Source organism: Paenibacillus sp. FSL R10-2796 (genome assembly GCF_037965315.1).
GTDB lineage: Bacteria > Bacillota > Bacilli > Paenibacillales > Paenibacillaceae > Paenibacillus_AQ > Paenibacillus_AQ odorifer.
This window is the reverse complement of sequence record NZ_CP150178.1, coordinates 3014514-3030550: the sequence shown is the minus strand read 5'-3', so window position 1 is coordinate 3030550 and position 16037 is coordinate 3014514. Positions and strand designations below refer to the sequence as shown.

13 protein-coding genes are annotated in these 16037 nt (G+C 44.9%); 3 read left to right on the top strand and 10 right to left on the bottom strand.

From position 1 onward, the window contains the following. Positions 1 to 84: 84 nt before the first annotated feature. From NST58_RS13700 to NST58_RS13690, 3 genes are all read right to left on the bottom strand, one after another. Positions 85 to 879, bottom strand: coding sequence for an ABC transporter ATP-binding protein (locus NST58_RS13700; RefSeq protein WP_339248358.1), 795 nt, complete (start codon positions 877 to 879; stop codon positions 85 to 87). Next, complete coding sequence (locus tag NST58_RS13695; protein WP_036686219.1) at positions 872 to 1795, bottom strand: ABC transporter permease; 924 nt, start codon at positions 1793 to 1795, stop codon at positions 872 to 874. Before NST58_RS13695 ends, NST58_RS13700 begins: the two co-directional genes overlap by 8 nt. A 61-nt stretch (positions 1796 to 1856) precedes the next feature. Further along, positions 1857 to 2927: an ABC transporter substrate-binding protein gene (locus NST58_RS13690; RefSeq protein ID WP_339248355.1), complete on the bottom strand. Its 1071-nt coding sequence runs from the start codon at positions 2925 to 2927 to the stop codon at positions 1857 to 1859. Between the two features lie 324 nt (positions 2928 to 3251). Here NST58_RS13690 and NST58_RS13685 point away from each other — a divergent pair, with 324 nt between their 5' ends. Then, entirely contained in the window at positions 3252 to 4187 is a 936-nt protein-coding gene (locus tag NST58_RS13685; protein ID WP_076189887.1) for an NlpC/P60 family protein, read from the top strand. A gap of 89 nt (positions 4188 to 4276) precedes the next feature. On the opposite strand, the gene NST58_RS13680 is transcribed toward NST58_RS13685, so the two are convergent. Together NST58_RS13680 and NST58_RS13675 are read right to left on the bottom strand one after the other, a co-directional pair. Continuing rightward, positions 4277 to 6973, bottom strand: a complete 2697-nt coding sequence (locus NST58_RS13680; RefSeq protein WP_217696552.1) for a calcium-translocating P-type ATPase, SERCA-type — start codon at positions 6971 to 6973, stop codon at positions 4277 to 4279. Positions 6974 to 7099: 126 nt separating this feature from the next. Further along, positions 7100 to 7513: a DUF2500 domain-containing protein gene (locus NST58_RS13675; RefSeq protein WP_254848946.1), complete on the bottom strand. Its 414-nt coding sequence runs from the start codon at positions 7511 to 7513 to the stop codon at positions 7100 to 7102. Between the two features lie 184 nt (positions 7514 to 7697). Between NST58_RS13675 and NST58_RS13670 the strand changes: the two genes are divergently transcribed. Beyond that, positions 7698 to 8060 (top strand): hypothetical protein, encoded by a 363-nt coding sequence (locus NST58_RS13670; RefSeq protein WP_076301813.1) that lies wholly within the window; start codon positions 7698 to 7700, stop codon positions 8058 to 8060. A gap of 356 nt (positions 8061 to 8416) precedes the next feature. Here the strand turns inward: NST58_RS13670 and NST58_RS13665 are convergent, their stop codons facing one another. Continuing rightward, positions 8417 to 8587 (bottom strand): hypothetical protein, encoded by a 171-nt coding sequence (locus NST58_RS13665; protein ID WP_175617292.1) that lies wholly within the window; start codon positions 8585 to 8587, stop codon positions 8417 to 8419. A gap of 403 nt (positions 8588 to 8990) precedes the next feature. Between NST58_RS13665 and NST58_RS13660 the strand changes: the two genes are divergently transcribed. Next, positions 8991 to 9851 carry a YitT family protein gene (locus tag NST58_RS13660; protein ID WP_076125880.1) on the top strand — a complete coding sequence of 287 codons (861 nt, stop codon included), beginning with the start codon at positions 8991 to 8993 and terminating at the stop codon, positions 9849 to 9851. 961 nt (positions 9852 to 10812) lie between these two features. Here the strand turns inward: NST58_RS13660 and NST58_RS13655 are convergent. The 4 genes from NST58_RS13655 to NST58_RS13640 form a co-directional block, all read right to left on the bottom strand. Then, complete coding sequence (locus tag NST58_RS13655; protein ID WP_036686212.1) at positions 10813 to 11100, bottom strand: stage VI sporulation protein F; 288 nt, start codon at positions 11098 to 11100, stop codon at positions 10813 to 10815. Positions 11101 to 11166: 66 nt separating this feature from the next. Then, complete coding sequence (gene recG / locus NST58_RS13650) at positions 11167 to 13218, bottom strand: ATP-dependent DNA helicase RecG (RefSeq protein WP_339248352.1); 2052 nt, start codon at positions 13216 to 13218, stop codon at positions 11167 to 11169. Between the two features lie 9 nt (positions 13219 to 13227). Then, entirely contained in the window at positions 13228 to 14091 is an 864-nt protein-coding gene (locus tag NST58_RS13645; protein WP_076304166.1) for a DegV family protein, read from the bottom strand. An 83-nt stretch (positions 14092 to 14174) separates the two neighbouring features. After that, positions 14175 to 15959: a DAK2 domain-containing protein gene (locus NST58_RS13640; protein ID WP_076280820.1), complete on the bottom strand. Its 1785-nt coding sequence runs from the start codon at positions 15957 to 15959 to the stop codon at positions 14175 to 14177. Positions 15960 to 16037 lie beyond the last annotated feature (78 nt).

The following is a 16037-nucleotide window of genomic DNA, read 5'->3' as shown; positions in this document are numbered from 1 at the left end:
ATGTAAAAAAGGGCTCGAAATGAAATCCAGAATCAGACTTCACTTCAAGCCCTTATATTGAGCTACCTTCACAGCTACAACTGACTAGCCAAGCATCATTCGGTCATCTGCCAATTTATGTCCGCTGATTGTCTCGAATTCTCCGAGCAACCGTTCTACAGTAAGATCTTTTTTACGTTCCTCATCGATATCCAAAATAATACGGCCCTTATCCATCATGATCAGACGATTGCCAAGACGAATGGCCTGTTCCATGTTATGAGTAACCATTAGGGTGGTTAACTTCATCTCTCGGACAATGGACTCTGTCAGTTTAGTAATCAGCTCCGCACGAGAAGGGTCAAGGGCTGCTGTATGTTCATCTAAAAGTAAAATTTGCGGTTGAGTAAAGGTCGCCATTAGCAGACTTAGCGCTTGTCTCTCTCCACCTGACAACAACCCTACTTTTGCCCGCAGGCGATCCTCCAGCCCAATCCCCAGACGGCTTAGCTCATCGCGAAACAAAGCTCTTTTTGCTTTATTTACGCCAAAGGTTATCCCTCTGCTTTTGCCTCTTTTATAAGCCATAGCTAAATTTTCTTCAATCGTCATATGTGGAGCCGTACCCGCCATTGGGTCCTGAAAGACACGGCCAATCCAACGACTCCGTTGAAATTCCGCCAAATGGCTGATTGAATTTCCCTCAATGCTGGCTGTACCCAGATCCGGCTTCATGACACCGGAAATAATGTTCATCAACGTAGATTTACCAGCTCCATTACTTCCAATGATGGTGACAAAATCACCGGGAAGAAGCTCCAAGTCAATGCCGAGCAGCGCTATTTTCTCATCGGGTGTTCCGGGATTGAACAGCTTAGATACGTTCTCCAGTTTAAGCATCGATGGTGCCTCCTCTCTTGCTGCTTAGAGCCTGCTCAGCTAATTCAACGGAACGCCTCCGCGCCATATTCTTCTGCTTCAGGAAACGCTGAATCGACGGGAATACAAGAGCGAAAATAACGATAATTGCTGTGATCAGCTTAAGATCCGAAGCTTTCAGCCACGGTACCCGCAAGGCAAGTGCAACTACGATCCGGTAAACTATGGATCCGAGCACAACAGCCAATGTGGCCCGAAATACATTTTTAGCACCGAATATGGCTTCACCGATGATCACCGAAGCTAACCCGATTACAATCATCCCAATACCCATAGAGGAATCCGCAAAAGTAGAATACTGAGTGATTAGCGCCCCCGAGAGCGCCACCATTCCATTGGATAAACTGACGCCAAGAATAGTGGTATTATCCGTGTTTACACCCAGACTGCGGATCATTCTTGCATTATCTCCAGTAGCCCGCAGCGCAAGTCCAAGATCTGTACGCAGGAATAAATCCATTACTATTTTCACAAAAATAACTACAAACGGCAGTACGAGCAGAGGATCAATGGAAGTGAACAAGGTAGTGTCGCCCATTAAAGACCAGTTCGGTTTGCCACCAAATATCCGCAGATTAATGGAATAGAGTGCAATCATCATCAAAATCCCGGATAACAGTCCATTAATCTTGCCTTTCGTATGTAATAGGCCCGTACACATTCCTGCCAGCATTCCACCAGCAATAGCGGCCAGGGTAGCAAGCCATGGTGCATAACCGTTAGTAATCATAACAGCGGCAATGGCACCACCAGTGGTAAAGCTCCCATCTACAGTCAAATCAGGGAAATCAAGAATACGAAAGGTAATGTATACACCTAAAGCCATAAATGCGTAAAGCAGTCCCATTTCAACGGCCCCGAGCATCGAATTTAACATAGATGACTTCCTCCTTCGAGCGGAAAGGGGCGTTCTCACGAAATCGCCCCTATATAATGGCTTATTGAATAATATTGTTAGCTTGATCGGCAACTTCTGCCTTCATTGCATCAGTCACTTCTATGCCTTGCGCTGCTGCAGATTTCAGGTTAAGAATGAGATCGAGTTTTTCTTGCATGGTTACTTTCATATCAGCTGGCTTTTTACCATTTTTCAAAATATCCACGGCCATTTGACCCACTTGATAGCCATGATCGTAATATTTAAAACCAACGGTGGCGAAAGCTCCCTTTTCAACCGTATCACGGTCACTGGAGAAGAAGGGAATTTTCTTGTCATTAGCTGTTTGAATAATGGTATCCACTGCACTTACGACTGTGTTATCCAAAGTAATGTAGAATGCATCTACACGACCCACAAGTGATTCTGCAGCTTGTTTGACTTCAGAGGTATTCGTGATGGCAGCCTTCACAAGCTCGATTCCATGTTTATCCAACTCTTTTTTAGCAATCTCAGCCATAATTACTGCATTTGGTTCACCTTCATTAATAACGATCCCCAGCTTTTTCACGTTAGGAAATTGGGTAGCTATAAATTGCATTAATCTGTTAATCGCTTCGGGATTGGTGTCCGATACCCCTGATACATTTCCACCTGGATGCTCCAGATCCGTGACAATCTTCGCGTCGAGTGGGTCAGTTACTGCTGCGAACAAAATCGGTGTATCCTTACTTGCTTTGCTGAGTGCTTGAACAATTGATTGAGCGGAAGGCGTTGCAATTGCCAATACCAAATCATTAGAGTCAGCGGCAATCTTTTGAGCAATGGATAAGTTATTCGCTTGGTCAGCCTGAGCATTCTCAAGGTCAACCTTCAGGTTCTCGCCTTCAACGATTCCTGCATCCTTCAAAGCAGCGAGAATTCCTTCGCGTGTAGCATCAAGTGAGGGGTGCTCCACATATTGCGAGATCGCAATTTTGTACGTTTTTGAATCTGCTGCTCCTGCATTCGTAGGGGAATTACCGGAATTCGCTGCATTTCCTGAGTTTCCCGCAGTGTTATTGTTACCACAACCAGCTGCTACGAGCATGAAGCATAAGCTTAATCCCGCCAAAATGTTTCTCTTTTTCATCAAAGTACCCCATTTCATTAGTTTATTAACGCATACATCAAGGTGAGCGACTCAGCATTATCACTTTTATCGATAAAAGCATTAAAGCACAAGCTTACACGTACCTCACATTAATGATAGAAATCTATTAAACCTATATTATATGGAGGTTGTTTATCCGTCAATCACTTATCATATTTCCATAGATTTCAAATTCTGAAGAATATATGACATCAAAACAGGTAATGCTTGGTTGTCTCTTACAACGATTGCCTTCGTTTCTTTTACATAAAAAAAATCGCCCTGCACAAACTTAATTTACAGTTTGAAGATGGAGCGTGTTAAATGGCTAATAATCACAAAAGACTACTAACCACCGCTACTGTATTGCTTGCTGTCGCTTTAACGAGTTCATCCTGCGGTTATTCATCTCAATCGCAAAAACCTAAGGTTAACGCGCTAACTCCTGATGGAACAAATGCCTCCAGTTATTATGAACAATCTGCAATTACTGACGCTCAGGGAAAGTACTGGATTCCACTTAAGCCTGCGGTTACTTCGCTCGGATATCGGATGAAAGATGATGGTTCAAGTGATGGATACACTAAAATTGGTTATAGCGATGTTATGTATATGCTGCGCCCTGGCTCACCACAGGTATTCTCACTTGGGGAAAAAATCACACTGCCACAAGCCCCTAGACGACAAGAAGGGCAAATCTATATCACCCCTTTAGCCTTGTCCAAATTTCTGCAAACAGAAGTAGGCTGGAATCCCCAGTCGGGTGAGATAAACATTGCTACACCGTCCGAACGTAAGACTATCGAAAAATTATCGACGGTCGAATCCACGAGTGAATCTAAATCTTTACGCATTCAAAGTATTTCTGAAGCGGATAAAAAGGAGTTAGTCGCTTTTGCCAAAAATTTCTTAGGTGTACCCTACGACTTTGGCGCTGGATCTTATGAAGAAACCAAAAAATTTGATTGCTCTTCTTTTACAAAGCATGTTTTCAAAAAATTCGGTGTCAGCTTACCTCGTTTAGCTAAAGATCAAGATAATTTAGGTACTCGTGTAAGTCGAAGCGAACTGGATGTAGGAGATCTTATCTTTTTTACCGTTCCCGGCCGATTTGAAAGTGATGCTATACCTGGTCATGTCGGTATTTACATTGGAGACGGAAAGTTTATCCACACTTGGGGCGAACCCGGAGTTCAGATCAGTGACCTCGACTCAGGTTATTGGAGTAATGTAATCCTCCACATGCAACGTGTTTTATAAGCTTCCCATACTTTAAAAGAAATCATTCAAAAAGCCTGAATCCCTATTGAAGGGATTCAGGCTTTTGACTACAACTCTTAACCAAATTCTTAATCCCAGCTCTTGCCCCTTCCGCTTATCCGGACAAACAGCTTTACAAGTTCTACTATGACAATAATCGCTACAGCTGCTGCACATACTATTCCCCACTGTAATCCACTTAAATGTGAGACACCAAACCAGTCGTTTAAGCCCGGGATGATGATCACAAGCACAAGCATTAGTATAGAGATCAGCGACGCCCATAACATATACCGATTGCTGAACCAACCGATCTGGAATAGCGATTTTTTATTGGATCTGACGTTAAAAGCATGGGCAATTTGCAGTAATCCTAATGTGGCAAAGGCCATTGTAACCGCAATACCTTCATTGTAATGCGTATGCGCCCATTGGTACACGAATAACGTAAGCGCCGCTTCTATAATCCCTTGATATATAATCCCAATCCCCACGCCGCCAGCAAAGATGCTACTGCTTGCTTTACGCGGCTTCTTCGCCATTACATCCTCACCGGCTTTCTCAAGCCCGAGGGCAAGTGCAGGTAAAGTATCCGTAACGAGATTAATCCACAGGATATGGATCGGCTCTAGAATACGCCAACCAATCATAGTGGCAATAAATAATGTCAGCACTTCCCCAAGGTTAGCGGAGAGAAGGAACTGGATTGCTTTGCGGATATTGCTGTAAACTTTCCGTCCTTCTTCAACGGCAACAACTATAGTCGTAAAGTTATCGTCGGCAAGCACCATATCTGATACACCCTTGGCAACATCCGTTCCGGTTATCCCCATGCCCACACCGATGTCGGATGATTTAAGTGCAGGAGCATCATTTACACCATCTCCGGTCATCGCCACAATTTTTCCTTTTTGCCGCCAAGCCTTAACGATACGCACCTTGTGTTCAGGAGAGACGCGTGCATAAACCGAATAATCGGTAACCTTCTCCGCAAATTCCTCTTCGCTGAATTTATCCAGCTCACTGCCCGTTAATACACCTGATTCATCTTCAATAATCCCTAATCTTTTGGCAATAGCCGCTGCTGTATCACGATGATCCCCTGTAATCATTACAGGTCTTATTCCCGCTTTACGGCAGATGGCTACCGCATCCCGTACTTCCTCACGCGGCGGGTCTATCATACCAACCAAACCAATAAATACTAACTCTATCTCTGTGGTATCTGGTGAGAGATCGGTCGGCAGCTGCTCCTCATCTCGGAAAGCAAACGCCAACACTCGAAGTGCGTCATTTGCGAGCATTTTATTACTCTCCATGATATTCCGCTTATGTTCGTCTTGTAGAGGTACAATTTCTCCATCCACATAAATATGGCTGCATTTGGACAAAAGTACATCTGGTGCACCCTTTGTCAGCACACGATATCGACCATCTTCTACCTCATGAATCGTTGTCATCAGCTTGCGATCAGAGTCAAAAGGCAGCTCATTTTTACGTGGATATTTCTTTTCAAGCTCCCTTTTGTCAGTACCTATACTAAGCGCATAATCGACTAACGCGGTCTCCGTCGGATCGCCGATGATTGCTTTTCCGCTCTTGGTTTGGGGATCCTTGTTTCCAGCTTTTGCTTCAGTTTCACTAGGAGTCTTTCCTTCGTCAATGCTGGAGTCATTACAAAGCGTCATAGCTTGAAGCAGTAACTCACCACCAGGAATCCCTTCAAGTCCTGCACTGGAATCAGTGGTCTTTCCGTTGACATGTACTTTTTCGACAGTCATTTTATTTAATGTTAAAGTACCTGTCTTATCGGAGCATATAATCTCTGTACTTCCGAGTGTCTCCACGGCAGGAAGCTTGCGAATGATCGCTTTTCGTCCCGCCATTCGCTGCACACCAAGCGCGAGAATGATCGTAACAATTGCTGGCAGCCCTTCCGGGATAGCCGCTACCGCAAGTGAGATCGAGGTGAGTAGCATATCCATTAGCTCTCTTCCCTCGAAGATCCCAACGGCAAAGATAATCACGCAAACGCCAAGAATAATAAAGGTGAAATATTTCCCTAGTTCATCCAGCTTTTTTTGCAGCGGTGTTACATCATTATCTTCCTCCGAGATAAAACCGGCAATTCTACCGACCTCCGTCTGCATTCCTGTTGTTGTAACGACACCAACCGCCCGGCCATAAGTAACACTGCTGCTCATGTAAGCCATATTGGTGCGGTCACCGATTACAATGTCGCTGCCTTCAAGCACACCGGCCCGCTTTTCTGATGGCAATGATTCTCCTGTAAGCGCGGCTTCCTCCGTCTTTAACGATGCAGCTTCCAAAAGTCTTATATCCGCCGGAACTACATTTCCGGCTTCCAGTAATACGATATCCCCGGGTACGAGGTCTTCACTTTTTATCTCAGTAACCTGACCGGAACGTCTTACTCTGGCATGCGGAGAGGACATGCTTTTAAGCGCATCGAGTGCCTGCTCCGCCTTATTTTCCTGAATAACTCCAAGCACCGCGTTCAGAATGACTACAAGCAAAATAATAATCGTATCCGTCCATTCCCCCAAAACTCCTGACAATACAGCTGCTACTAGCAAAATAAAGATCATTACATTTTTAAATTGTTCGATAAACTTTTCTAATAGCGATTTAGTCTTCGCTTCTTGCAGTACATTCTTCCCATATCGCTCCAGAAGTTTAGCTGCTTCATCGGAAGATAAACCCTCTTTCCGAGTTTCCAGCCTATTCAGCACTTCTTCCTCGCTCAGTGTATGGAAGGGTACCAGCCCTTGCGATTGTGAATTATTTGAATTCAAGACCATAGCCTCCTTCCAGAATTGAGATCTGGTAAAACCTCTCATATGAGTTTTACCCAAAACAGGCATGGTGATTCTTGAATGGTATGTACTTTTTTAGAAATTTAGATGTTCTTTCTTCAAATCGCGATTGAAGCTTTTAAACCTAGTCCCTTGATATAGGAGTTCACCTCGGTCCCCTTCTACAATCAGGCCAAAATCCTGATCTCTTACCTGCAACTCTAAACGAGAGCCATCGGCAAACTCAAACGTAACGTAATAACTAGTATTTGCTCTCGATTCACCGGATCCACCCCATACCTCGGTTCGTTTGGTGACCGCTGTGCAGTTTGCTTTTATCAAAGGACTTGCGTTATTGGACATCCAGATTCTCACTGATTTAACAATTATAAAAACGAAAAGGCCAAGAAAAAGCAAAGCAAATAATTTAAAAAATAGTGGCATCTCATGAATGAAACTTCCGAAAAAGCTGCGCTCATCAAAACCGTTAAAATCCTGCCATTCGCTCAAATTTATCCCTCCTGACTGAAACTAGATAATAAAAGTTATCTATGCTGCGAAATACGTCATTTTTCCCGTTCGGTTTCATGTTTTCATCATCTATATATGAATTTTTTTCACAAAACAATTTGGATTCAAAGGAAAAGGTATGGTATGCTTTTTATACTACATACAGTTGGGAGGTGTTATTTCGGTGCAATATATAGCGCGTTTATCACTACATTGGTTTCTTCGTATCGTCCTAATTCTGGGAATGATGTTCTCTTTTCCACCTGCCTGGTCTGGAGGATTATTCACTACGGAGCAAGAATCAACGACATCCGAAATTGAACGCTACGAGCGAAAGTTTACACCTCCCGTAAGGATTGCACCTCAAATAACCCCTCAGGTAGGAGCCATCAAAATAACTGAACAGTGGGGAGCGAAGTCACTTGCGGTAATTGCAATACTCCCTGTACTTTCTTTACTGTTCCGTCCAGTGATTTATAAATTCCTGCTTCGACTGCGGCTGTACCTGTTAAAATTCACGTCTCATTTTCTAATATCACTACCTTAGCGAAGTTCACCTCTGCCCTAAATGAATGTCGGCTGAAGGGAATTTAGAACTTCAATTGATAAAAATCTTATGTATCATGAATTATAGAGATGCGGATTTACCGGTAGGTATACATGCTCGCATTGCTCATCATCCACCGGAAGAAAGCAAGTATCTTGGCTCAACCGTGTTCTGGATATCCGTTCAGGTGCGCTTTTACATTAGTAATATTCGCAGCACTATTCCTGATTGCTGGATTCACCGATACCATTCATCTAGCAGACAGAAGTTATTGGCGTCCTACTAGTGGACTTGTCCTCGCTGAAACCGAACATGTGAGACGAATTGAAAAGCTCGTGATCCTATTTCGTTATTTCTTAGGTGCCATCTTCTTCTTCAGCTTGAGACTGAGGTACATCCACCCACCTTAGGCGGTGAGGCGCTCTAGGCTCCCTTGCAGCAGTTATCGTTACGCTGATTGGCAACTTCGTTGCAGGCTTGCTGGCCGGACGCTGCGCTGGTCTAAGCCCTCGTGCTTCATCTATCATGGATGCCTATAGTCTCGCGGGATAAACTTTAAATTGTTTTAGCCAATTTGGGTAAAGAAAGCGGAGTGCTGGCTAGTCTTCACTATTTGCAGCCATTTGCAACCAATTGGAGCCTTTGCAACATTCTCCGTCATTTGCAACCATTTGCGGCCATTTACAGCTATTTGCAGCCTTTCGCAGACATTTGCAGCCTTTCGCAGACATTTGCAACCATTTGCAGCCATTTACGTGCTGATCCATGTTATCCTTGGACATCGTCTGACGAAGGAATCTAAATAGATTTGTAAAATAACGGATAAAGTATTCAACTTTGAGAAACGACATGATGCACGAATATTCAAAAAATCTGCCATAGCCACTGAAAATAAGTAAGGTCGTTTCCCCTGTTGAAGGAGGAAAAACTATGCAGAACAAAATAAATCAACGTCAACAGCTACAAAGAAGCTCTACCTTCCGAGTTCTCACAGTCATTGCCGGCGCATTGCTTGCTGCTGTAGGATTGGAATTATTTTTAATGCCACATGGCCTTGTTGTCGGCGGGATTACAGGTTTATCCGCATTATTCGCTCATACTACTGAAATGCAGCTTGGATTGTTTCTATTTCTATTCAACCTGCCCTTTATATTTATGTCGCGAAAACAAGTAAATCTCCGCTTTGCTCTTTACACTGTTTTGGGATTAACCTGCCTAACCATCGCGTCTCTTGCGCTGCATCGTTTTCCTGCTGTGATTAGCGATCCTTTACCTGCGGCAATGGCAGGAGGCATCTGTCTTGGAGTAGGTATTGGAATATCTGTGAGATTCGGCGGTGTAAATAAACAAGCCAGTGACCAGGGGTATTCTCTGCTGAGCGGCGGACCTCCAAAGTCAACGGAAGTCGTTATTATGATCCTGAACTGTGCAATTCTGCTTTTTGCAGGTACATTGTTCGGTTGGGAGCAAGCAATGTATTCTATCATTGCCTACCTGCTGGCTTTCGAAGGTGTTCGTATCTCACTACGAGGATTATCCCACTCCCGCACTGCTTGGATTACCAGCAGCCGATGTTTGGACATTCAGCAAGCAATCGCAAGCTCCCTAAACCGAGAAGCTGCGATTGCTGAAGGTTCAGGGCAAGATGGAGAGGTTAGCACGTTGTTTTGTCTGACGAACAGAATGGAAGAAGAGCATCTTCGGGCACTCGTTCTACAGTGTGATTCAGAGAGCCAAATTGTGTTTAGATCAGCCACTAAAGATCATAGACAAACACGCTTACACGAATAAAAAGAAGGGAGCGCCCTTAAGCCATCAAAATGGCTGGAGCGCTCCCTTCTTTTTGAATTTAGCCTTTGATCGCAACCAATTTTTCTGCGCGAGACCTAATTTCTTGAGCGAAGATCCCATTTTTTTGTTTGCGACCCAAAACTTCTTGATCGAGGTCTCAAACTCCTTGTGTGAGGCCACAAACTTCGCTTAATCTAACATGTTTGCGCGATTGAGGCAGCTATCGGACACAGGAGACCTTATACGCTGAATTATTCTGAATTTTGGATGCTATCGGACCCCATAGCCCCTATTGGCACCAAAAACGCCAACTATGAGTCTAATTCATATGAATAACTGCACTGGGGTCCGAAACCTTGCTCCAATGGCGATATATTTGCGAATAACGTCATTGGAGTCCGAAAGCCGCAGCGGATGATCATGATTCGGCGGGATCGGACGGTGGATGAACAAGATTCGGTGGTAACGGACAGCAGATGAACATGATTCGGTAGCATCGGACGATGGATAAACATAATTCAGCGGTACCCCACGGCAGATGAATGGAATTCGGTGGCATCGGACACAGGAGACCTTATACGCGAAATTACCCTGAATTTTGGATGCTATCGGACCCCATAGCTCCTATTGGCACAAAAAACGCCAACTATGAGCTTATTTCTTATGAATAACTGCACTGGGGTCCGAAACCTTGCTCCAATGGCGATATATTTGCGAATAACGTCATTGGAGTCCGAAAGCCGCAGCGGATGATCATGATTCGGCGGGATCGGACGACGAATGACCACGATTCGGTGGCATCGGTTTGTCCAGAATAGAAACGTATTGCAGCTTGCCGTAACTACGGCCAAAAACGCAAAGCAGCGATCCTCCAGTAATAGGAGGATCGCTGCTTGCAGACTGTCACATACGATGAAAAAAACATCTATGGACAACCCCTACTTTTCATTTAATACGCTACTTAACGGAACATTCCCCACAAGCGGATCAAATGAAAGGTGTTGTTCGGATCGATTTTTTGCGCGATGATAAACTTCACAATTTGTTCTTCCTGTGTCGAGGTCAATTTCTCGTTCAATACACCTGACGCTTTTCGTACCAATCTGCGAACAACCGCAGGATCCTGCAGCTCCTGTTTCGAGATGCCCTCAATCATACTTTTGATACGATCCTTCACAGTCGAGTTTTTCATCTTCAGCTTGATGCGATCCACCAACTGAGGGCTAATTCCGAATTGTTGATAACCCAAGTGTAGCACCTCCCGTCATATCCAATCTTTCACAGTATATGAGCCTTCGGTGCTACATGTGCCTAGTTAGTCAATTAATTCTCCTTGGAAGATCTGTTCACTCTGTAAATAATGCCGAAGAGATGCATATTCAGGTGATGTCCAAAAGGCTTCATCCTTAAGCAGCTCAGCAACATCATCCCGCGCCTGCTCGAGAATTTCAAAGTCAGCCGTCATATCTGCCAGCCGAAACTCCGGTAATCCACTCTGCTTTGTCCCAAAAAAGTCCCCCGGACCACGCAGCTCCAAATCCCTTCGGGAAATCTCAAATCCGTCATCCGTATCGGTCATGGCAGTCATTCGCTCACGTCCGATTTCAGATTTTGGATCAGCTACCAACACACAAAAAGAGGCATGCTGCCCTCTTCCTACCCGTCCACGCAGCTGGTGCAGCTGTGACAGGCCAAAACGATCCGCATCCATAATGATCATCAATGTAGCATTAGGAACGTCTACACCCACCTCCACCACCGTAGTGGACACAAGCAGCTGCAGCTCATTGTTATAAAACGCCCGCATCACTTCATCTTTTTCAGCGGGAGTCATTTTACCATGTAAAAGCCCAACTTTATAGCTAAGGAAAGCTTGGCTCATCTGAATATGCAAATCAATAGCATTCTGCACATCCAGCTTCTCTGACTCTTCAATAAGCGGACAGATCAGATAAGCTTGACGACCGAGATCAATTTCACGCTTAATCAAATTCAGCACACGATCCATAAGATCATGCTTTACCCAGTAACTAGTTATTGGCACCCGGCCTTTCGGCCTCTCAGATAAAGTGGATACATCCATATCGCCAAAAACAGAGATGGCTAGCGTACGAGGAATAGGCGTCGCCGTCATCGTCAGTACATCCGGATTATATCCTTTACGCCGCAATACACCACGCTGATTCACACCAAAACGATGCTGCTCGTCAGTTACTACAAGTCCCAGATCACGGAAAAATACATCCTCCTGAATCAAAGCATGTGTTCCTACCACGATATCAAGCATCCCCATTTGCAACGAGGCCAATAATTCTTTACGTTTTCGGCCAGTCACACTGCCCGTCAGGAGTCCTACAGTAATCCCAAACGGCTCAAACATTCTGGTAAGTGAACGCATATGCTGCTCTGCTAAAATCTCTGTAGGCACCATAAGTGCGCCCTGAAAACCAGATCTTACCGTAGCAAAAAGCGCCACTGCCGCAAGCACTGTTTTACCCGAGCCAACATCTCCTTGCAGCAGACGATTCATGCAATATGGTGAACGCAGATCATGTAAAATCTCCAGCTCTACACGTTTCTGTGCATCTGTAAGCTCAAAAGGCAGACTGCGAACGAACTGGCGTACCGTCGCGTTATCCACTGTGTGGACTACCCCATCCATCCGCCCGCGGTTCAGAACCCTGAACGCTTGCATCTTCAACTGGAACAGGAATAGTTCCTCATACACCATCCTACGGCGCCCCTGCTGCCCTTCACGAGTGTCCTCAGGCCTATGAATAGTGGCAATGGCCCGTTTACGCGGCATGAAGTCATATTCCCTCATAATAGAATGCGGTAAAATTTCTGGAATCAGATCCCCGTACTGCTGAAGTCCCTGATTAATAACCTTCCTGATCCATGACTGCGTGATCTTACCACCTACTGAATAGACCGGCTGCAGTGTTCCCGTCTTCCCTTCACCACGATCCGGAAATTCATAATCAGTCACTGTAATCTGATTGCGCTTCTGATCCCATTTTCCGGTCAGCACAATTTCCCGTCCCACAGTGAGTTGCTCTCTTACGTAATGGCGGTTAAACCAGGTTGCTGTGAACATCCAGGGCTCTGCAGCCATCTTACAGCTGAGACGTGACTTGCCGCCAAAGCGCTGCAGCACAGGGATACCGATCACTTTTGCCTCAACGGTCACTTTATCCCCGTGTTTAGTCTCGCTAAGCGAGCGGGGCCGATAATCCTCGTAGCGGAACGGATAATACTCTAATAAATCCTTTACTGTAAAGACGCCAAAGGCGTGAAGCTCGCTTTGCTTTTGAGCACTCACGCCAGTTATGTTTTTTACTTCAATTTGATTTAATGCCAGTGTCATATTTATCCCTCATTTTGCAGGCCAAATGAACACAGCTAATGTACCGTTACCGACATGGCTGCCCACGACAGGGCCGACGTTCGTCAGCACTTTTTCTTCCAAGGTGAAGTGTCCTGCAAGCTCATTCAGGAACTCCTCGCCGGAAGCCGGTTCAGCCGTATGACCCACGGCCACATTGATTTTGTTTACACCCTGCAGATCCCGCTTGAACAGTTCAATCATACGGGCGACAGCCTTCTTACGGCCTCTAACTTTCTCCACCGCATAAATAATTCCTTCTGCATCAATGGACAGGATCGGCTTAATATTCAGAAGTGTCCCCAGAATAGCGGAGGCTTTCCCAATTCTCCCGCCTTTTTGTAAATATTCAAGTGTATCTACTAAGAAGTAAAGCTTACGCGATTGACGTAGGCTTTCTACAGCCTCAAGTATCTCTTCAGGTCCTTTGCCCTCAGCAGACATTCTGGCAGCTTCCACTACCATAAATCCAAAACCATAAGAAGCGGAGAGAGAATCCACAACAGTGATTCCTTCTCCCTCTTCCTCCAGCATCGATTTAGCCAGCAATGCAGATTGATAAGTCCCGCTCAGTCCAGAAGAAATATGAAAGGAAAGGATAGAACAGCCCGGGTTACGCTCCAGAATACTGCGGTACACATTCATATATTCAACCGGTGAGGGTTGAGAAGTAGTCGGCAGCTGTGAGGTACGGGGAAGACGCTCATAGAACTGCTCCGGAGTCATATCCAGATTGTCCCTAAAAGCCTCTTCGCCGAACATTAAGGTCAACGGTACTACCTCAATTCCGTACGTTTCCGCCATTGTTGGCGGGATATCTGAAGTGCTGTCGGTGACGATAATGGTACGATTCATGGATTTTCTCCCCCAAGCTATAATTTTGCCAACTACGCAATAGCAAATTTCTACTCCATTGTTAAAGAACCATTAATTCCTACCTATGGCTCTACAGAGAACAGATAATAATACAGGGGTTGGCCACCCTCATGAATCTCAACTTCCACATTCGGATAAGTCTCTTCCAGCCACTCACTCAAAGAATCAGTAGCCTCGGATTCTGTTTCTGCACCAATAAGGATCGTGACGATTTCGTCGCCATTCTCCAGCATGTTGGATAACAGCGCCTGACTTGCAGCCAAAAGATCATCCGCCGCAGCAACAATTTTGGAATTAGAAATCCCAATAAATTGGCCCGATTTAATCTCCAGCCCATCAAAGCTTGTATCACGCACAGCGTTCGTTACTTGTCCGGATTTCACATGAGAGATTGCTTCCAGCATATTCTCAGAATTAGTCTCCACAGCATCTTCCTCTTGGAACGCAAAAGCTGCTGCTATTCCCTGTGGAATACTTTTACTTGGAATCACCGTAATCTCACGTTCGCCTTCTAGAAGATCTTTAGCTTGTTGAGCGGCAAGAACAATGTTCGAGTTATTCGGCAAAATATAAACATGCTTCGCAGATATAGAAGAAATCGCGTTCACGAAATCCTCCGTGCTAGGATTCATTGTTTGACCACCAGCAAGGACTACGTCCACTCCAAGGCTTTTGAAAATATCAGCAATACCTGCGCCAGAAGATACCGCAATGAAGCCGTAAGGTGCCAAATCATCAGCTGGTGGCTCAGCAGGAGACATTTGCACTGCACTCTTCTCATTCGGCATATCAGCGAACACATCAGGCATCGGTGCAATATCCATACCCGCAGTCAGCAGGTCACGATGCTGCTCTCGCATATTAAGAATGTGAATCTGCGTGATCTCCCCATAAAGAAGAGCCAAGTTCATCACTTCACCTGGAGCCTTAGAATGCACATGCACTTTAATCGTCTCATCATCCGAAATTACAATAATGGAATCGCCATTAACTGACAACGCTTTCCTAAAAGCTTCCTCATCAAAATTAGTTCTCACGTTAGCGCCTAACTGGCGATTAATGAAAAACTCCATATCATATAGAAATTCTATATCTTCAGTAGATAGCTGTGACTGCGCAGAAGACTGTACAGAAAACAGTTCATTTTCAGGTTTCGTTAACACGGGTTTAGGCGCTGGTGCAACTGGTGTGTGGGTTTGTCCTTGCACAGATTCAGACAGACCGGTACTTCCGTTCGTCAGATGCTGGTGAAACCCTTCATAAATGTAGACCAAACCTTGACCGCCAGAATCTACAACACCGACTTGCTTCAATACAGGTAATTGCTCAGGCGTATAAGCTAAGGCTTCTTTTGCTTTGGCTAATACCTCTGTCATCAGCTCCACAACGTCAGTAGTACGGCGGGCATAATAAACAGCATGTCTTGCAGCCTCTTTAGCTACAGTAAGAATAGTTCCCTCTACAGGCTTTACAACTGCTTTATACGCAGCGTCCACTCCGGTTTGCAGCGCAGCAGCGAACTGCTGTGTATTAAGCTCATCATGTTGAGCCGCATACCTGCTAAACCCTCTGAATAACTGGGACAAAATAACGCCGGAATTCCCGCGAGCTCCCATTAATAAGCCCTTGGAGAGTACACCTGCACATTGGCCCACAGAAGTGGTGTTATTTTTCTTTAATTCATTCGCACCTGCGGTCATCGTCAAATTCATGTTTGTACCGGTATCTCCGTCTGGGACCGGAAAAACATTTAGGGAATTGACGTGTTCTGCATGCTGTTGCAGCTTATCCGCTCCAGCCAATACCATAGCGGTAAAATCTGTTCCGTTTATAGAACGCTTACTCAATTGAGAATTCCCCTTCCTAACTTCATGCCTAATCATTCTATGATTAACAGGACATAATGCACTAATTTACATTGTACT